This window comes from Pseudomonas asiatica (assembly GCF_009932335.1).
Lineage (GTDB): Bacteria > Pseudomonadota > Gammaproteobacteria > Pseudomonadales > Pseudomonadaceae > Aquipseudomonas > Aquipseudomonas asiatica.
In genome coordinates, this window is record NZ_BLJF01000003.1 from 42,734 (window position 1) to 60,752 (window position 18,019).

Genomic DNA, 18,019 nt, shown 5'->3' on the forward strand with positions numbered 1-18,019 from the left:
TGGCTGTACCGGCCCTTTCGCAGCACAAGGCTGTTCCTACAGGGGTAGCTGCGCCATCAGGTCAAATTCCGGGCAAAAAAAACCCCGGACTTCGTATGGGGAGGGGGAAGTTCGGGGTCCAAGTCCGGACCGCTAGGGCGGGGTCCAGATATCTGCCAACACTTAACACAACATAGGAGCATCGAAAGGCTTCACCAGCCATTCAGTTACTCTGAGTTCCGCTTCACCGGTTTAGTTCCAGAGCCCTGAAAACTATTTGCGATAGTTTCATGAAACCTCAGCACCGCTGGCACTGAGCAGTGCCAGGATCCGCATCCCTACGACACGGATCCTACACAGCTTTCCCCACCCGATCAGTGAGCTTCGTCCCAATTCGCACCAATTCCTGCCTCGACCAGCAGCGGCACATCCAGTTGCGCGGCCTTGCTCATGTGCTGGCGAATTTCATCTTTCACCTGCTCCACCAGGTCCTCGCGCACTTCCAGCACCAGTTCGTCGTGCACCTGCAGGATCACCCGTGCATCCAGCCCGCTCTCGCTCAGCCAGTTATCCACATTGACCATGGCCCGCTTGATGATGTCGGCTGCAGTACCCTGCATCGGGGCGTTGATCGCCGTGCGCTCGGCGCCTCTGCGCAGGGCCGGGTTCTTGGCATTGATATCCGGCAGGTACAGGCGGCGGCCGAACAGGGTTTCTACAAAGCCTTGCTCCGCCGCCTGGGCGCGGGTGCGCTCCATGTACGCCAACACGCCCGGGTAGCGGGCGAAGTAGCGGTCGATGTAATCCTGCGACTGCTTGCGGTCTACGCCGATCTGCTTGGCCAGGCCAAAGGCGCTCATGCCGTAGATCAGGCCGAAGTTGATGGCCTTGGCACTGCGGCGCTGATCGGTGGTGACGTCTTCCAGGGCTACGCCGAATACTTCCGCCGCCGTGGCGCGGTGCACGTCCAGGTTGTTGCGGAAGGCATGCAGCAAGCCTTCGTCCTTGGCCAGGTGGGCCATGATACGCAACTCGATCTGCGAGTAGTCCGCCGCCAGCAGCTTGTAACCCGGGCTGGCAACGAAAGCCTGGCGGATGCGCCGGCCTTCGGCAGTACGGATCGGGATGTTCTGCAGGTTCGGGTCGCTGGACGACAGTCGACCGGTGGCCGCCACCGCCTGCTGGTATGAGGTGTGGATACGCCCGGTGCGCGGGTTGATCTGCCCCGGCAGCTTGTCGGTGTAGGTGCTCTTGAGCTTGCTCAGGCTGCGGTACTGCATCAGTACCTCCGGCAGCGGGTAACCTTGCTCGGCCAGTTCGTCGAGCACCGCTTCTGCCGTGGATGGCTGGCCCTTGGTGGTCTTGCTCAGCACCGGCATGCCCAGCTTGTCGTAGAGGATCGCGCCCAGTTGCTTGGGCGAGCCGAGGTTGAACTCCTCACCGGCCAGCTCATAGGCGCGCTGCTCGAGTTCGGCCATCTTTAGCCCCAGTTCACCGCTCTGTACCTGCAGCAACGCGGCATCGACCAGCGCCCCCTGGCGCTCGATCTTGGCCAGCACCGGCACCAACGGCATCTCGATGTCCATCAACACCGGCTGCACGCTTGGCGTCTGTGCCAGGCGCGCCTGCAGCGCCTGGTGCAGGCGCAGGGTGATGTCGGCATCTTCGGCAGCGTAGGGGCCGGCCTTGTCCAGGTGGATCTGGTTGAAGGTCAGCTGCTTGGCGCCCTTGCCGGCGATATCCTCGAAGGCAATGGTGGCATGGTCGAGGTACTTCTGCGCCAGGCTGTCCATGTCGTGACGGGTGGCGGTGGAGTTCAGCACGTACGACTCGAGCATGGTGTCGTAGGCAACGCCGCGCATTTCGATAGCGGGCGAGCCATTGGCAAGGATGTTGATATCGTACTTGGCGTTCTGCCCGACCTTGGCCTTGGCCGGGTCTTCCAGCAGTGGCTTCAGCGCCTGCAGCACGGCAGTGCGGTCCAACTGGGCCGGCGCGCCTTCATAGTCGTGGGCCAGCGGCACATAGGCCGCTTCGTGCGGTTCAACGGCGAACGACAGGCCGACCAGCTGGGCCTGCTGAGCGTCCAGGCCGGTGGTCTCGGTGTCGAAAGCGAACAATGGCGCCTGGCGCAGCTTCTCCAGCCAGAAGTCGAAACGGGCCTGGTCGAGAATGGTTTCGTACCTGGGCTCGACCTTGGCCACCTGCTCCGCGACCGGCGCGATTTCGTCACCGGCCTTGGCAGCGTCACGCTGCACCTCGGCGATCCAGCTCTTGAATTCCATCTCGGTGTACAGCGCCAGCAACGCGTCGCGATCAGGTTCGCCGCACACCAGGGCATCTACTTCGATATCCAGCGGCACATCGACCTTGATGGTAGCCAGCTCATAGGACAGGAACGCCGCGTCGCGGTGCTCTTCCAGCTTGGCCGGCAGGGTCTTGGCGCCGCGAATGGCCAGCGTCGGGACCTTGTCCAGGTTAGCGTACAGGTCGCTGAGACCGCCGCCGATACCGGTCAGCAGGCCCACCGCGGTTTTTTCGCCCACGCCCGGCACACCGGGGATGTTGTCGACCTTGTCGCCCATCAGCGCCAAAAAGTCGATGATATGTTCCGGGCCGACGCCAAATTTCTCGTGCACGCCAGCCACGTCCAGCACGCTTCCGGTCATGGTGTTGACCAAGGTAATGTGCCCGTCCACCAGCTGCGCCATGTCCTTGTCACCGGTCGAGATGATCACCGGGCGGTCCAACGCGGCGCTGCTGCGCGCCAGGGTGCCGATCACGTCGTCGGCCTCGACCCCCTCGACGCACAGCAGCGGGTAGCCCAGCGCCTTGACGCTGGCGTGCAGCGGCTCGATCTGTACCCGCAGGTCGTCAGGCATGCTCGGGCGGTTTGCCTTGTATTCAGCGAACATGGCATCGCGGAAGGTGCCACCCTTGGCATCGAACACCACCGCGAACAGGCTGTCGGGGTATTGCTTGCGCAGGCTCTTGAGCATGTTCAGCACCCCCTTCACCGCGCCGGTCGGCATGCCCTTGGAGGTAGTCAACGGCGGCAGCGCGTGGAAGGCGCGGTACAGGTAGGAGGAACCGTCCACCAGGACGAGGGGCGCTTGGCTCATGAGCAGAATCAACCTTTTCGACGGGTCCGGCGCTAGAATAGCCAGAATCATTGACGACAAAGGGACAAGGTTATCATGCGTACACTCAATCGCCTGTTACTGCTCGGTCTGTTGGCCACCATGCCTGTCGTCACCCTGGCGGCGGAAGACGCCCCCTCGGCCGATCCCGAGGTGACCATTCGCACGGAAGGCGACAAAACCATCCAGGAGTACCGGCAGAACGGGTTCCTGTATGCGATCAAGATCACGCCGAAAAACGGCAAGCCTTATTTCCTGGTACGCGCCGATGGCTCTGATGGCAATTTCATTCGTTCCGACCAGCCGGACATGCTGATTCCGTCCTGGAAGATCTTCGAGTGGTAATCTGACGCGCACCGTTCACATCAACCCGGCACTTCCCGGCGGAAGTGCCCGTATGGGCAAATTTTCATCATGTCAGTCTTCACCCCCGTGACCCGGCCTGAGCTGGAAACCTTTCTGGCGCCGTACGCGCTGGGTCGTCTGCTCGATTTCCAGGGCATCGCCGCCGGCACCGAGAACAGCAATTTCTTCGTCAGCCTCGAACAGGGGGAGTTCGTCCTGACGCTGATCGAGCGCGGGCCCAGCGAGGACATGCCGTTCTTCATCGAGCTGCTGGACACTTTGCACGCAGCCGACATGCCGGTGCCCTATGCCATACGCGACCGCGACGGCAATGGCCTGCGCGAGCTGTGCGGCAAGCCGGCGCTGCTGCAGCCACGGCTGTCGGGCAAGCACATCAAGGCACCGAACGCCCAGCACTGCGCCCAGGTCGGCGAGCTGCTGGCGCACATTCACCTGGCTACCCGCGAGCACATCATCGAGCGCCGCACCGACCGCGGCCTGGACTGGATGCTGGCTTCGGGGGCCGAGTTGCTGCCGCGCCTTACCACCGAGCAAGCCGCGCTGCTGCAACCGGCGCTGGATGAAATCAGTGCGCACAAGGCACAGATCCTGGCCCTGCCACGGGCCAACCTGCATGCCGACCTGTTCCGCGACAACGTGATGTTCGAAGGCACCCACCTGACCGGTGTGATCGACTTCTACAACGCTTGTTCCGGGCCGATGCTGTATGACATTGCCATCACCGTGAACGACTGGTGCCTGGATGAACACGGCGCGATCGATGTGCCACGCGCCCAGGCGTTGCTGGCGGCCTATGCGGCGCTGCGGCCGTTCACCGCGGCCGAAGCCGAGCTGTGGCCGGAGATGTTGCGGGTAGGCTGCGTGCGCTTCTGGCTGTCGCGCCTGATTGCAGCGGAATCGTTTGCCGGAATGGATGTGATGATCCACGACCCGAGCGAGTTCGAAGTGCGTTTGGCGCAGCGTCAGCAGGTGGCTTTGCACCTGCCGTTCGCCCTCTAGAGCGTGTCTGCTTCTTCGCGGGTAAACCCGCTCCCACAGGTACGGTGACAAGCGTGAGGCTGGCGCTATCCCTGTGGGAGATTACCCAGCCCTTTTGGGCTGCGCTGTCGCGCAGAGAACAAATATCGCTCGTCTGACGCGTCCTTTGTAGGAGCAGCCTTGTGCTGCGAAGAGGCCGGTACAAGCAACAGACAGGCTTTGTCAGTACCGGCCTCTTCGCAGCACAAGGCTGCTCCTACAGAACCTCGCCGAACCAATGAGTCATGTGTTGTTCTATGAGAGCGGGTTTACCCGCGAAGAGGTCGGTACAGGCTTACAACTGTTCCAGGCACCCAACCAGGTCGCCACCCAGCTTCTCCAGCAAGCGCTCATAGCCCTTGCCATCCACCGGGTCGGTACCGCCCAGGGCATCCAGCTCGGCCAGGCGCACCGGCAGCCCGGCGGTCAAGGTCTCGGCTAGCCGCGGCCGCAGCGGCGGTTCGCTGAACACACAGGTCTTGCCCACTTCCTGCAGGCGCTTGCGCATGGCTGCCACGTGCTGCGCACCCGGCTGCACCTCGGACGCCACGCTGAACACCCCGGTGTGCTTCAGGCCATACTCGGCCTCGAAATAGTCGAATGCTTCGTGAAACACGAAGTACGGCTTGCCGGCAATCCCGGCCACCCGCGCCTTGATCCGCTTATCCAATGCGTCCAGGCGTTCGTCGAAGGCCTTGAGGTTGCTCTGGTAGCGCACCGTATTGGCCGGATCGATCTGCGCCAGGTCAGCCGCCATTTTCGCTGCAATCACACGCGCGTTGACCGACGATAGCCACAGGTGCGCGTCCAGGCTGCCCGGGCGGTGGTCGTGGTCATGGTCGTCGTGGTCTTCTTCCTCATGGGAATGGCTGTCCTCGCCAAAATGCCGGAGCTTCATGCCCGGTAGCGCCTGCACGGCCACAGTGGGCTTGCTGCGATTGCCCAGTACCCGCGGCAGGAAGCCTTCCATGTCCGGGCCGATCCAGTAAAGCAGGTCGGCATCGCCTACCCGCCGTACGTCGGACGGGCGCAGCGCGTAGTGGTGTGGCGAAGCCCCCGGAGGCAGCAATACCTCAGGGGTGCCAACACCGTCCTGCACGGCAGCGGCAATCTGCTGCAGGGGTTTGATACTGGTCAGCACGCGCACGTCGGCCTGGGCGGAAAATGCGATGAAAGCGACAAAAAGGACTAGGAATCGGGACACGGTGAATACTCGAGTCGTCAGAAACAGGTAACATAATAACGTCTCCATCCAGAACCGTCGCTGCCCATGTCCATCACGCCGCTGGCCAACCGTCCTCACGATCATTCCCATTGCGTACACAGCGCATTGGCTGAAGCCGACGCCTTGTGCACCCGCCAGGGCCTGCGCCTGACCGCGCTGCGCCGTCGAGTGCTGGAACTGGTGTGGCAAAGCCACAAGCCGCTGGGCGCCTACGATATCCTCGCCGTGCTCAGTGAGCAGGACGGCCGCCGCGCCGCGCCCCCCACGGTGTACCGTGCGCTGGACTTCCTGCTGGAAAACGGCCTGGTGCACCGCATCGCCTCGCTCAACGCATTCATCGGCTGCAGCCACCCGGAACACCTGCACCAGGGTCAGTTCCTGATCTGCCGGGCCTGCCATGTGGCCATCGAACTGGAACAGGACAGTATCAGCGAAGCCATCATCAGCAGCGCCAAGGGCGTGGGCTTCACGGTCGAGACCCAGACGGTGGAAGTGGTCGGTCTGTGCAGCAATTGCCGGAGCGCGGCATGAGTGATGCACTGATCCGCCTGGAGCAGGTCGGTGTCACCTTCGGTGGCGAGGCGGTGCTCGACAGCATCGACCTGTCGGTCGCACCTGGCCAGATCGTCACCCTGATCGGCCCGAACGGCGCGGGCAAGACCACCCTCGTGCGCGCCGTGCTCGGCCTGCTCAAGCCGCACCGCGGCAAGGTTTGGCGCAAGCCGAAACTGCGCATTGGCTACATGCCGCAAAAGATCCAGGTCGATGCCACGCTCCCGCTGTCAGTGTTGCGCTTCTTGCGCCTGGTGCCCGGTGTAGACCGCGCGGCAGCCTTGTCGGCGTTGCAGGAAGTAGGCGCCGAGCAGGTCATCGACAGCCCGATCCAGACCATTTCCGGCGGCGAGATGCAGCGCGTGCTGCTGGCCCGCGCCCTGCTGCGCGAACCCCAGTTGCTGGTGCTTGACGAGCCAGTGCAGGGCGTAGACGTGGTTGGCCAGACCGAGCTGTACAACCTCATTACCCGCCTTCGCGACCGTCACGGCTGCGGCGTGCTGATGGTTTCCCACGACCTGCACCTGGTGATGAGCGCCACAGACCAGGTGGTTTGCCTGAACCGCCACGTGTGCTGTTCGGGCCACCCCGAACAGGTCAGCGGCGACCCGGCATTTGTCGAGCTGTTCGGCAAGACCGCCGCCCCCAGCCTGGCCATCTACCACCACCATCACGACCACAGCCACGACCTGCACGGCTCGGTGGTCGCCCCTGGCACCCATGTTCACGGAGCGCACTGCAAGCATGGCTGACTTTCTTCTCTACGCCCTGCTTGCCGGTTTGTCCCTGGCGCTGGTGGCCGGCCCACTGGGCTCCTTCGTGGTGTGGCGGCGCATGGCCTATTTTGGCGACACCCTGTCCCACGCCGCCCTGCTCGGCGTGGCCCTGGGCTTTGCCCTGGACGTCAGCCCGGCGCTGGCGGTAACCGTGGGCTGCCTGTTGCTGGCGATCTTGCTGGTTACCTTGCAGCAACGCCAACCGCTGGCCTCCGATACACTGCTTGGCATCCTCGCCCCCAGCACCTTGTCGCTGGGCCTGGTGGTGCTGAGCTTCATGCATGATGTCCGCATCGACCTGATGGCCTATCTGTTCGGCGACCTGCTGGCCATCAGCACCACCGATCTTGCCTGGATCCTCGGTGGCAGCGCGCTGGTCCTGCTGTTGCTCGCTGCACTGTGGCGGCCGTTGCTTGCAGTCACCGTGCACGAGGAGCTGGCCATGGTCGAGGGCCTGCCGGTGGCCGGGCTGCGCATGGCGCTGATGCTGCTGATCGCGGTGGTGATTGCCGTTGCCATGAAGATCGTCGGGGTGCTGCTGATCACCTCGCTGCTGATCATTCCTGCCGCTGCGGCGCAACGTCACGCCCGTTCTCCCGAACAGATGGCCTTGGGCGCCAGCCTGCTGGGCGTGACCGCGGTATGCGGCGGCCTGGCCCTGTCCTGGTTCAAGGACACCCCTGCCGGCCCGTCGATCGTGGTCTGCGCGGCGGTGCTATTCTTGCTGAGCCTGGCCCTGCCAAAACGCTGAAAAACAGGGCGTGCGAAGGCGCGCCCTGCAACCTTTCCGCACGTAAAGGGTCTGTAAGACTTGTTTTCGAGCGTGCGCACCTGGGTGTAGACTTGCTCGCTTTTTGCGCAAATAGAGAGTCGCAGGAATGAAGCCGTTCGCCTCCCGTTATCTGCTTGTTGCCGCGTTTTCCCTGTTCCTGGCTGCGTGTTCAAACGCGCCGGTCGAACAGGCCACCGCACCTGCCCAAGCAGATGCCTGGCAGCAATTGCAACAGAACATCGCCAGCAACGAACTGGCCACCGCCGAAGACCAGCTGGCAGCCTTGCAGGCCCAGGCGCCGGATGACGCGCGCCTGGAGCAATACCAGCGCCAGCTTGCCGAAGCCTACCTGCAACGCAGCCAGATCTTCCTGCAAAAGGGTGATGTGAACGCTGCCGCCACAGCCCTGGCCCGTGCCCGCGCGCTGATGCCGCAGGCCCCGGCGGTTACTGGTGGCGACGCCGTGACCCAGGCGCGCAAGGCCGAGCTGGAGAAAGCTGAAGCGGCGTTGAAAGCGGCCGAGGCCAAGCCCAAGGCGCGCATCATCGACCCGGCTGCACCGAGCACCGTGGTGGCCTTGAAGACCACCGACAGCCGCGCCATGCGTCGCCAGCTGGATGACATTGCCGCCGATGTGGTGAGCTATCAATGCGACGTGGTGTTCCAGGTGCCGCGTACCGAAGATGCGCCTTGGCTGAAGACCTTGCTGGAGAAACGCGTGCGCAAGATCGACAGCGGGTTCGAGCTGAAGCAGAAGCACGAGATTCAGCGGTCGTTGCCGGCGCAGGTGGTTCTGGTTCCGCATCAGCGTTAAGAATCTGGGGGCGCTGCGCGCCCCTTTCGCGACACAAGGCCGCTCCTACAAGGGAATGCGATCTCCTGTAGGAGCGGCCTTGTGTCGCGATGGGCTGCAAAGCAGCCCCTTAGGCAGGCACAGCCTCCGCAGCCGCCTCCCGCTCCCACACCCGATGCCCCTCTACCGCTTTGACGAAGGCATCCACGGTCTTCTGCTCATCCCCCAGCAGCAACCCCTTGTCTTCTTTAAGCCCCAAGCTGCCCAAAAGGTCTTTGGTCACCACCATCGCCTTCAGGTGTTTGTAGCCCTCCAGCAGGAAGTGCTTGGCCAAACCACTGCCTGCCAGCGCATCGGTCGAGGCCTTGCCCGCTGGCACGACAATCCCGTCAAACATGATCGAGGGCATCCCTTCCATGGAGGCACCCACCGGCAGCTGCTTGCCGTCCGTGGCCATCACTGGTGCCGAGGTCGGCCCAAGCAGCATCGGCCGGGCACTGTGCGCCTCCAGAGCCTTGACCAGCTTGTCCACGCTGGCAGCGTCTACGCCATCTGCCACCAGCACGGCAATTTTGCGCCCCTTGATGCCAACCGAGCCCGGGTGGTTCATCTGGCTCAGGGCAGGCGACTGCGCAAGCTGGCTTCCCTTCACTTGCACAGTGCCTGCGTTCGGTGCAGGCAAACCGAGGTTGGCAGCAACCGCAGCCGCCAGCTTCAGGTCGATATTGGCGAGAATCTCATTCACTTCCCGAGCACGGATCGTCTCCCGCTCCACCTTGCCCAGCTCAAAGCTGTAAGCCTTGATGATGTGCTGCTGCTCGGTCGGGCTCATGCTCTGGAAGAACAACCGCGCCTGCGAGAAATGGTCGCCGAACGAATCGCTGCGCTGGCGGATCTTGTGCGCATCGATACGCTCCTGGTAGCTCTCGAAGCCGCCATCCTGCGCGGCTGGTGGCGTTTCCTTCGGCCAGCCACCGTCGATGGAGTTGGGCTCGTAGGATGCGCGACCCTTGTGCACAACATGCTGATGCAAGGCGTCACGCTGGTTGTTGTGGTTAGGGGCGACGGGGCGGTTTACCGGGATCTGGTGGAAGTTGGGCCCGCCGAGGCGGCTAAGCTGCGTGTCGGTGTAGGAGAACAGCCGTCCCTGCAACAAAGGGTCGTTGGTAAAGTCGATGCCAGGCACGATATGAGCCGGGCAGAACGCCACCTGCTCCACTTCGGCAAAGAAGTTGTCCGGGTTGCGATTCAGGACCATCTTGCCCAAAGGTGTAACCGGCACCAGTTCTTCCGGGATTATCTTGGTCGGGTCCAGCAGGTCGAAATCGAATTTGTGCTCGTCGGCTTCCGGCACGATCTGCACACCCAGTTCCCATTCAGGGTAATCACCCGTCTCGATAGCCTCCCACAGGTCGCGACGCTGGAAATCAGCATCCTTGCCTGCCAGCTTCTGCGCTTCGTCCCATAACAGGGAGTGCACACCCTGGCGCGGTTTCCAGTGGAATTTGACGAAACTGGCTACGCCCTGGGCGTTGATCAGGCGGAACGTATGCACCCCGAACCCTTCCATCATCCGCAAGCTGCGCGGGATAGCGCGGTCCGACATCGCCCACATGACCATATGGGCCGACTCCGGTACCAGCGAGACGAAATCCCAAAAGGTGTCATGGGCCGAAGCGCCGGTCGGGATCTCGTTGTGCGGTTCTGGCTTTACGGCGTGGACGAAATCCGGGAATTTGATCGCATCCTGGATGAAGAACACCGGCATGTTGTTGCCCACCAGGTCGAAGTTGCCCTCGTCGGTGTAGAACTTCACAGCAAAGCCCCTCACGTCACGCACGGTGTCGGCTGAGCCGCGCGGGCCTTGTACCGTGGAAAATCGCACGAAGACGGGCGTGACTTTCTCCGGGTCCTGCAGGAAGCCGGCTTTGGTCAGCTCGGCGTGGTTGCCATAGCTCTGGAAATAGCCATGCGCCCCTGTTCCTCGCGCATGCACGATGCGCTCAGGAATGCGCTCGTGGTCAAAGTGCGTGATCTTCTCGCGCATGATGAAATCTTCGAGCAACGAGGGGCCTCTATCACCCGCCTTGAGCGTGTTCTGGTTGTCAGCGATGCGCACCCCCTGGTTGGTACGCAACGCTTTGCCTGTGGCATCGCTTCGGTCAGCCTCCAGGCTCTGCAACTTGGTGTTGGTATTGGCCCGGTCCGGGGTCTGGGTGCCAGCGGCCTCGCTGTGCTTTGGCGCGTCCGTGTTCTTGCTGGGCATGATCGGCTCTCCTCGTCAGTCTTAAGGCATACCCGTTTCGGGCTGTGTGCAAGTAGTGACCGGGAGGCTTTGCCGAGCGTTCAATCAGGATTACCGGTTGTCGCGATATGCCCGAAGGATTGGTGCATTACGAAATAAATGCTAAGAACAGCTATGGGAAAAGGCTAAAATGCGCGACCCCAGCTAACCGCTGACCCAAATTCCATGCGCCCCACAAGGTTCGCTACGTGATCGAGTTCCAACAGGTACACAAGACCTACCGCGTCGCCGGTAGGGAAATCCCCGCACTGAATCCGACCAGCCTGACCATCGAAGATGGCCAGGTGTTCGGCCTGATCGGCCATTCCGGCGCCGGCAAGAGCACCATGCTGCGCCTGATCAACCGCCTGGAAGAGCCTTCCGGGGGCAAGATCATCGTCGACGGCGAAGACGTTACCGCGTTCAACGCGAGCCAGCTGCGCGGTTTCCGTCAGCAGGTCGGGATGATTTTCCAGCACTTCAACCTGCTGGCCTCCAAGACTGTCGCCGACAACGTCGCCTTGCCACTGACCCTGGCCGGCGAGCTGTCGCGCAGCGAAATCGACAAGCGCGTGACCGAGCTTCTGGCCCGCGTCGGCCTTTCCGACCATGCCAAAAAGTACCCGGCGCAGTTGTCCGGTGGCCAGAAGCAGCGCGTCGGCATCGCCCGCGCCCTGTCCACCAACCCGAAGATCCTGCTGTGCGACGAGGCCACCAGCGCCCTCGACCCGCAAACCACCGCCTCGGTCCTGCAATTGCTGGCCGAAATCAACCGTGAGCTGAAGCTGACCATCGTGCTGATCACGCACGAAATGGACGTGATCCGCCGGGTCTGCGACCGCGTGGCAGTGATGGACGCCGGCCAGATCGTCGAGCAGGGCTCGGTGGCCGAGGTGTTCCTGCACCCGCAGCACCCCACCACCAAGCGCTTCGTCCAGGAAGACGAGCAGGTTGACGAAGGCGAGCAGCGTGACGACTTCGCCCACGTGCCGGGCCGTCTCGTGCGCCTGACCTTCCAGGGCGACGCCACCTACGCGCCGCTGCTGGGCACCGTGGCCCGCGAAACCGGTGTGGACTACAGCATCCTCGCCGGGCGTATCGACCGCATCAAGGATGTCCCCTATGGCCAGCTCACCCTCGCCCTGATCGGCGGTGACATGGAAGCGGCGTTCGCCCGCTTCAAGGCAGCTGACGTACATATGGAGGTACTGCGTTGATGGACGCCCTGAATTTCTTTGCCAACGTCGACTGGGCCGAAATCTGGCTGGCCAGCGTCGACACCATGATCATGCTGTTCGGCTCGCTGTTCTTCACCGTGCTGCTCGGCCTGCCGCTGGGCGTGCTGCTGTTCCTCTGCGGGCCAAAGCAGATGTTCGAGCAGAAGGGTGTGTATGCGCTGCTGTCGCTGATCGTCAACATCCTGCGCTCGCTGCCGTTCATCATCCTGCTGATCGTTATGATCCCGATCACAGTGCTGATCACAGGCACTTCCCTGGGCGTAGCCGGCGCCATTCCGCCGCTGGTGGTGGGTGCCACGCCGTTCTTCGCGCGCCTGGTGGAAACCGCCCTGCGTGAAGTGGACCGCGGCATCATCGAAGCCACTCAGTCGATGGGCGCCACTACCCGCCAGATCATCACCAGCGCACTGCTGCCGGAGGCTCGCCCGGGCATCTTCGCCGCCATTACCGTGACCGCCATCACCCTGGTTTCGTACACCGCCATGGCTGGTGTGGTCGGTGCCGGCGGCCTGGGCGACCTGGCCATCCGCTTCGGCTACCAGCGTTTCCAGACCGACGTGATGGTCGTCACCGTGGTGCTGTTGCTGGTACTGGTTCAAGTCCTGCAGAGCGTGGGCGACAAACTGGTCGTGCATTTTTCCCGTAAGTAACCCCAATGGGGTCGGCCCGGCCGACCCGTTCGGGGGCCGTCGCGGCCCTCACAAGGAGTGATCAATGAAGAAGCTGCTTGCTGTTGTCGCCGCTGTCGCGGCCTTCTCGGCCCACGCCGAGTCCCTGACCGTTGCCGCTACCCCGGTTCCGCACGCCGAGATCCTCAACTTCGTCAAACCTGTTCTGGCGAAAGAGGGCGTGGAGCTGAAGGTCAAGGAATTCACCGACTACATCCAGCCGAACGTGCAGGTGGCGGAAAAGCGCCTGGACGCCAACTTCTTCCAGCACCAGCCGTACCTGGATGAGTTCAACAAGGCCAAGGGTACCAACCTGGTGAGCGTTGCCGGCGTGCACATCGAGCCGCTGGGCGTGTACTCGACCAAGATCAAGAAGCTGGACGAGCTGTCCTCCGGCGCCACCGTGGTCATCCCCAACGACGCCACCAACGGCGGCCGCGCGCTGCTGCTGCTGGACAAGGCCGGCGTGATCAAGCTGAAGGACAACAAGAACATCCTGTCCACCGTGAAGGATGTTGCCGAGAACCCGAAAAGCCTGAAGTTCCGTGAGCTGGAAGCAGCCACCATCCCGCGCGTGCTGACCCAGGTCGATGCTGCCCTGATCAACACCAACTACGCGCTGGAAGCCAAGCTGAACCCGGAGAAAGACGCTCTGGTCATCGAAGGCAGCGACTCGCCTTACGTGAACATCCTGGTTGCCCGCCCGGACAACAAGGACTCGGACGCCATGAAAAAGCTGGCTGCTGCGCTGCACTCGCCTGAGGTGAAGCAGTTCATCAACGAGAAGTACAAAGGCGCTGTGGTTCCGGCGTTCTGATCCGAAATCCCCGGGGCCGCTTTGCGGCCCATTCGCCGGCAAGCCAGCTCCCACAGGTACAGCGCCAGCCTCAGGCCCTGTGAGGTCCCTGTGGGAGCCGGCTTGCCGGCGATTTGCCCTGGCAGGCAAACCATGAGGACCGAGGCGTACGCCGTACTTTGTGGGAGCGGCCTTGTGTCGCGATAGGCCTGCGCAGCAGGCCCAAAAATCTCAATCCCGCTTCACGAGCCCGGGCAACTGCGCCACCAGCTTCTGGTTGTTGAACGGCGCCCGAATGAACCCGCGCTGACGCCCATCCGGCCCCACTACCGCCAGGTTGCCGCTGTGATCCACGGTATACCCCGGCTTGCTGGTATCGGCCGGAATGAACGGAATGCTCAAGGCATTGGCCAGCTTCTGGGTATCCTCAATCGACCCCGCCACCCCGACGAAATCCTTGTCGAAATAACCCAGGTACTGCTTCAGCTGGTTCGGCGTGTCGCGGTTCGGGTCAACGCTCACCAGCACCACCTGCAGCCGGTCGACGGCCTCCTTGGGCAGCTCGCTCTTCACCTGGCGCAGCTGGGCCAGGGTGGTCGGGCAGATATCCGGGCAGTAGGTGTAGCCGAAGAACAGCAACGACCATTTGCCCTTCAGGTCATCCAGTTGCACCGGCTGGCCGTCCTGGTTGGTCATGGTCACGTCGGCCACGGTACGGCTCTGCGGCAGCAGGATGATGCCGGCATCGATCAGTTCGGTGGGGTTGGGCTGGTCGCGGCCATTGAGCACCTTGTTGACGGTCAGGCCCAGGATCAACGCGACCAGGGCAACGAGGATGAAGACGGTTTTCTGGGTTCGGGTCATAGGTTCAGCAACAGGTAGTGGTCGAGGAGCAACGCGATGAACAGCGCGAACAGGTAGCCGATAGAGTACTTGAAGGTGCCGATCGCTGCGTGCGGCCGGCTGCCACGGTACAACACCCAGGCCCATTGCAGGAAGCGCAGGCCTAGCACCAGGGCGCAAGCCAGGTACAGCGGGCCGCTCATGTGGATGGCGTACGGCAGCAGGCTTACCGCCAGCAATACCAAGGTGTACAGCAGGATATGCAGCTTGGTGTAGCGCTCGCCGTGTGTCACCGGCAGCATCGGGATATCGGCCTTGGCGTATTCCTCCTTGCGGTGGATCGCCAGAGCCCAGAAGTGGGGTGGTGTCCAGGCGAAGATGATCAGCACCAGCAGCAGGGGCTCGGCGCTGACATGCCCACTGACCGCCACCCAGCCCAGCAACGGCGGGGCGGCGCCAGCCAAGCCGCCGATGACGATATTCTGTGGCGTAGCGCGCTTGAGAAAACCGGTGTAGAGCACCGCATAGCCGAGCAGGGAAGCCAGTGTCAGCCAGGCAGTGAGGGCGTTGGTGAACACCAGCAGCAGGGCCATGCCAAGTAGCGCCAGCGCCAGGGCGAACAGCAGCGCCGGCAGCGGCTCGACCCGGCCCTGGGCCAGCGGCCGCTTGTGGGTACGCGCCATCAGCGCGTCGATGCGTCGGTCCACCACATGGTTGACCACCGCCGCGCCGCCTGCACAAAAGCCGATGCCCAGGTTGCCGAACAGCAGCACGCTCCAGCTGACACCCGCACGGGTGGCAAGGAACATGCCCGCCAGCGAGGTGATCAGCATCAGCACCACCACCTTGGGCTTGGTCAGCTCCAGGTAGTCACGCCAACTGGCCCTCTGTGCGCTCAGAAGCGTCGCCACGAATCATTCCTCATGTGGTGGGAGATGCCCACGCCAGCCACGGGCCGCAGGCGCCAGCCATGGCCGACACCCACGCGAACCTTGTCGACCACGCGGATGCGGTAGTTCACCAGCACCATGCTCAACAGCAACAGCGCCCCACCAGCGTTGTGCGCCACGGCCACGGCCAGCGGCAGGTGCAGCAGCACATTGCTGATGCCCAGGCCGACTTGCACCACCAGCGCCAGCAGCACCAGCCGCGCCAGGCCAGGGAGGCCGCAGCGGTGCAGCTTCCAGCTGAGCATCAGCAGCACGCAGGTCACCAGCAGTGCACCCAGGCGGTGGCTGATGTGGATGGCCGTGCGCGCATCACTGTCCAGTTGCCCACCCAGGTAGTTGGGCCCGACGTGCTGGGTCAGATGGAACCCGTTGCTGAAGTCCGCCGCCGGCCACCACTGGCCGTGGCAGGTGGGCAGGTCGATGCAGGCGACGGCCGCGTAGTTGGCACTGACCCAGCCGCCCAGGGCGATCTGGCCGATCACCACCAGCAAGGCCAGCGCGGCGATCCGGCGCAGGCTCAATGGCAGCTTTGGCAAAGGCGCAAAGGCCCGGGACAGACGCAGGGACAACAGGAACAACAAACTCAGGGTAGTGAAGCCGCCGAGTAGATGCGCGGTGACCACCTGCGGCCACAGCTTGAGGGTGACCGTCCACATGCCGAAGGCTGCCTGGGCCAGCACCACGCCCAGCAGCAGCAAGGGCAGGCGGTAAGGCTGGCCATCGCGGGCATGCCGGCGCAGCGCCTGCAAGGCGAGCAGGGCGATCACCATCGCCAGGGTGCCGGCGAAGTAGCGGTGGACCATCTCGGCCCAGCCCTTGGCGGCTTCCACCGGATGTTCGGGGAAATGCAGCTCGGCATGAGCCAGCTGCGCTTCGCTCTTGGGCACGCTGATGAAGCCGTAGCAACCCGGCCAGTCCGGGCAGCCGAGGCCGGCGTGGGTCAGGCGGGTATAGGCACCGAGCAGGACGACCAGCAGTGCCAGCAAGGTGGCGAACACAGCAAGGCGGAATCCGGGTCTGGCCATGGCAGGCTCCTAGCCGATGTTGGACAGCTTGAGCAGGTGGCGCAGGTCGTCCAGCACATGCTTGCCGTTGACCTTGGCGTCGTAGCGCAGCACCAGGTTGCCGTGTGGGTCGACGATCCACAGCTGCGGGCCGGTCTCGCCGACCTTTTGCAGGTAGCGTTGCGCATCAAGCGGGTAACGCTGCAACTGTGGGTATTCGCGGCCGAGCAACGCCTGGTAATCGGCACTTGCCGGCTGGGCGGCCGCCAGGGCATGGCTGGCACGGCTGGCATCACGGCCCAGGCCGACCTGGATCTGCCGGGCCAGGTACACCAGCCGCTGGCAATCCTCGGCACAGGCTGTGGGTGTGCTCACCAGCAGCTGCCAGCGCTCGTCCTGGCCCGCCACGCCGAGATCGGAAAGGCTCTCACCGTTGCCGATCATCACGCCGTGGTAGCTGCGGCCGTCCGGCACCCAGAACTTGAGCTTGTACATGCTGGTGGCCAGAACCATCGGCCCGAGCACCACCAGCAGAATCAGCAGCAGCTGCAAACGCCCGCGGGCTCTGGGTTTGCTGCGTTCAGGCACGTCCAGTGGAGTGGCGGTGGCCATGGCGTTTCTCCTTGTTGTGGTGCCAGCCGAAGTAGAGGTAGAGCAGTACCAAAGTGGTTGCCAGGGCAAACCATTGCACGGCGTAACCCAGGTGTTTTTCCGGGCCCATGGCAACGACCGGCCAGTCCAGGCGATAGGTCGCCGGGCCGGGTTCCAGGCGCAGCTCATGGGCGAAGCCATCGCGATCGAGCTGTTGCCATAGCTGCGCGGCATCCACGGCAGTCAGCAGGTGCGGCCACTGGCCGCCTGCAGGGTCGGGGTGCAGCTGGAACGTGCTACCAGGCGCGACATACACCGAAGCGTCCAGCGCCAACGCCTGGGCAGGGGTATCGAAATGCACCGGCACGCGGCGGTCCGGCCAGGGCAGCCAACCGCGGTTGACCAGCAGCCACAGGCCGCTGGCCTGATCATGGAAGGGTTGCAGCAATTCGACACCGGCCTGGCCGTCACGCATGCGGTTGTCCAGAAGCAAGCTGTGCTCGGCGTCGAAGCGGCCATAGAGATGCACGCGGCGGAAGGCATTGTCCTGGTTCGCTGTCAGCTGGGCCGTGGCCACGGGCGCTTCGACCCGCCGCTCGGCATAGGCGGCCAGCAGCACGCGCTTTTCCTCGGCACGGCCGAGTTGCCAGCAGCCAAGCGCGATCAGCCCCGGCAGCAGCGCAAGCACCACCAGGGTTGGTACCCAGCCCGGACGAAACGGCCTCATCGGAGCCTCGTCGGGCCGATCGCTATACTTATCCACATCACCGCATCCCCCCGGAGTATCGCCATGCTCAAGGCCGCGATTGTCCTGATGCTGTTGGCCACGATTGCCAGCCTGTTCAGCGGCCTGGTGTTTCTGGTCAAGGACGATGAAAACTCGACCCGTTTGCTGAAGGCACTGACCGTGCGGGTGACCCTGGCGGCCCTCACCATCGGCCTGGTGGCCTGGGGCTTCATCAGCGGTCAGCTGGTCTCACACGCCCCCTTCTGAAACTGCACTTGTTTTGATGGCCTCATCGCCG

Annotated in this window: 18 protein-coding genes; 10 read left to right on the top strand and 8 right to left on the bottom strand. The window is 63.4% G+C overall.

Annotated features, from left to right (window positions below):
- Positions 1-353: 353 nt before the first annotated feature.
- Positions 354-3,101 (bottom strand): DNA polymerase I, encoded by a 2,748-nt coding sequence (polA, locus tag GYA95_RS22760; protein ID WP_015268477.1) that lies wholly within the window; start codon positions 3,099-3,101, stop codon positions 354-356.
- 75 nt (positions 3,102-3,176) lie between these two features.
- On the opposite strand from polA, the gene GYA95_RS22765 reads away from it, so the two are divergent.
- Positions 3,177-3,464: a DUF2782 domain-containing protein gene (locus GYA95_RS22765; protein WP_015268476.1), complete on the top strand. Its 288-nt coding sequence runs from the start codon at positions 3,177-3,179 to the stop codon at positions 3,462-3,464.
- A gap of 69 nt (positions 3,465-3,533) precedes the next feature.
- On the top strand, positions 3,534-4,484 hold the full coding sequence (locus tag GYA95_RS22770; RefSeq protein ID WP_015268475.1) for a homoserine kinase: 951 nt from the start codon (positions 3,534-3,536) through the stop codon (positions 4,482-4,484).
- 313 nt (positions 4,485-4,797) lie between these two features.
- On the opposite strand, the gene GYA95_RS22775 is transcribed toward GYA95_RS22770, so the two are convergent.
- On the bottom strand, positions 4,798-5,754 hold the full coding sequence (locus GYA95_RS22775; protein WP_043935186.1) for a zinc ABC transporter substrate-binding protein: 957 nt from the start codon (positions 5,752-5,754) through the stop codon (positions 4,798-4,800).
- Positions 5,755-5,772: 18 nt separating this feature from the next.
- Here GYA95_RS22775 and zur point away from each other — a divergent pair, with 18 nt between their 5' ends.
- From zur to GYA95_RS22795, 4 genes are all read left to right on the top strand, one after another.
- Positions 5,773-6,258 (top strand): zinc uptake transcriptional repressor Zur, encoded by a 486-nt coding sequence (gene zur, locus GYA95_RS22780; protein ID WP_015268473.1) that lies wholly within the window; start codon positions 5,773-5,775, stop codon positions 6,256-6,258.
- A complete protein-coding gene (gene znuC / locus GYA95_RS22785) occupies positions 6,255-7,031 on the top strand; it encodes a zinc ABC transporter ATP-binding protein ZnuC (protein WP_015268472.1) in 777 nt (258 codons plus the stop codon). Before zur ends, znuC begins: the two co-directional genes overlap by 4 nt.
- Positions 7,024-7,806, top strand: a complete 783-nt coding sequence (znuB, locus tag GYA95_RS22790; RefSeq protein WP_003256958.1) for a zinc ABC transporter permease subunit ZnuB — start codon at positions 7,024-7,026, stop codon at positions 7,804-7,806. The genes znuC and znuB overlap by 8 nt, the downstream gene beginning before the upstream one ends.
- 127 nt (positions 7,807-7,933) lie before the next feature.
- Entirely contained in the window at positions 7,934-8,641 is a 708-nt protein-coding gene (locus tag GYA95_RS22795) for a PA5502 family lipoprotein (protein ID WP_015268471.1), read from the top strand.
- 109 nt (positions 8,642-8,750) lie between these two features.
- Here the strand turns inward: GYA95_RS22795 and katE are convergent, their stop codons facing one another.
- Entirely contained in the window at positions 8,751-10,886 is a 2,136-nt protein-coding gene (gene katE / locus GYA95_RS22800) for a catalase HPII (protein WP_015268470.1), read from the bottom strand.
- Positions 10,887-11,113: 227 nt separating this feature from the next.
- Between katE and GYA95_RS22805 the strand changes: the two genes are divergently transcribed.
- The 3 genes from GYA95_RS22805 to GYA95_RS22815 all read left to right on the top strand — a co-directional run bounded on the left by GYA95_RS22805 (position 11,114) and on the right by GYA95_RS22815 (position 13,627).
- Positions 11,114-12,121: a methionine ABC transporter ATP-binding protein gene (locus GYA95_RS22805; RefSeq protein ID WP_015268469.1), complete on the top strand. Its 1,008-nt coding sequence runs from the start codon at positions 11,114-11,116 to the stop codon at positions 12,119-12,121.
- Complete coding sequence (locus GYA95_RS22810; RefSeq protein ID WP_013970307.1) at positions 12,121-12,792, top strand: methionine ABC transporter permease; 672 nt, start codon at positions 12,121-12,123, stop codon at positions 12,790-12,792. Before GYA95_RS22805 ends, GYA95_RS22810 begins: the two co-directional genes overlap by 1 nt.
- A 64-nt stretch (positions 12,793-12,856) precedes the next feature.
- Positions 12,857-13,627, top strand: a complete 771-nt coding sequence (locus tag GYA95_RS22815) for a MetQ/NlpA family ABC transporter substrate-binding protein (protein ID WP_013970306.1) — start codon at positions 12,857-12,859, stop codon at positions 13,625-13,627.
- 210 nt (positions 13,628-13,837) lie between these two features.
- Here the strand turns inward: GYA95_RS22815 and GYA95_RS22820 are convergent, their stop codons facing one another.
- Genes GYA95_RS22820 through GYA95_RS22840 form a run of 5 tightly spaced genes read right to left on the bottom strand, consistent with a single transcriptional unit; the run spans position 13,838 to position 17,721 of the window.
- Complete coding sequence (locus GYA95_RS22820; protein ID WP_013970305.1) at positions 13,838-14,470, bottom strand: SCO family protein; 633 nt, start codon at positions 14,468-14,470, stop codon at positions 13,838-13,840.
- Positions 14,467-15,360, bottom strand: a complete 894-nt coding sequence (gene cyoE / locus GYA95_RS22825; RefSeq protein ID WP_013970304.1) for a heme o synthase — start codon at positions 15,358-15,360, stop codon at positions 14,467-14,469. The genes GYA95_RS22820 and cyoE overlap by 4 nt, the downstream gene beginning before the upstream one ends.
- Entirely contained in the window at positions 15,345-16,424 is a 1,080-nt protein-coding gene (locus GYA95_RS22830; protein ID WP_015268468.1) for a COX15/CtaA family protein, read from the bottom strand. The genes cyoE and GYA95_RS22830 overlap by 16 nt, the downstream gene beginning before the upstream one ends.
- Before the next feature lie 9 nt (positions 16,425-16,433).
- Positions 16,434-17,015 carry a hypothetical protein gene (locus GYA95_RS22835; RefSeq protein ID WP_015268467.1) on the bottom strand — a complete coding sequence of 194 codons (582 nt, stop codon included), beginning with the start codon at positions 17,013-17,015 and terminating at the stop codon, positions 16,434-16,436.
- A complete protein-coding gene (locus tag GYA95_RS22840; protein WP_015268466.1) occupies positions 16,984-17,721 on the bottom strand; it encodes an SURF1 family protein in 738 nt (245 codons plus the stop codon). Before GYA95_RS22840 ends, GYA95_RS22835 begins: the two co-directional genes overlap by 32 nt.
- Before the next feature lie 63 nt (positions 17,722-17,784).
- Between GYA95_RS22840 and GYA95_RS22845 the strand changes: the two genes are divergently transcribed.
- Positions 17,785-17,988: a twin transmembrane helix small protein gene (locus GYA95_RS22845; RefSeq protein WP_003258925.1), complete on the top strand. Its 204-nt coding sequence runs from the start codon at positions 17,785-17,787 to the stop codon at positions 17,986-17,988.
- Positions 17,989-18,019: the final 31 nt, after the last annotated feature.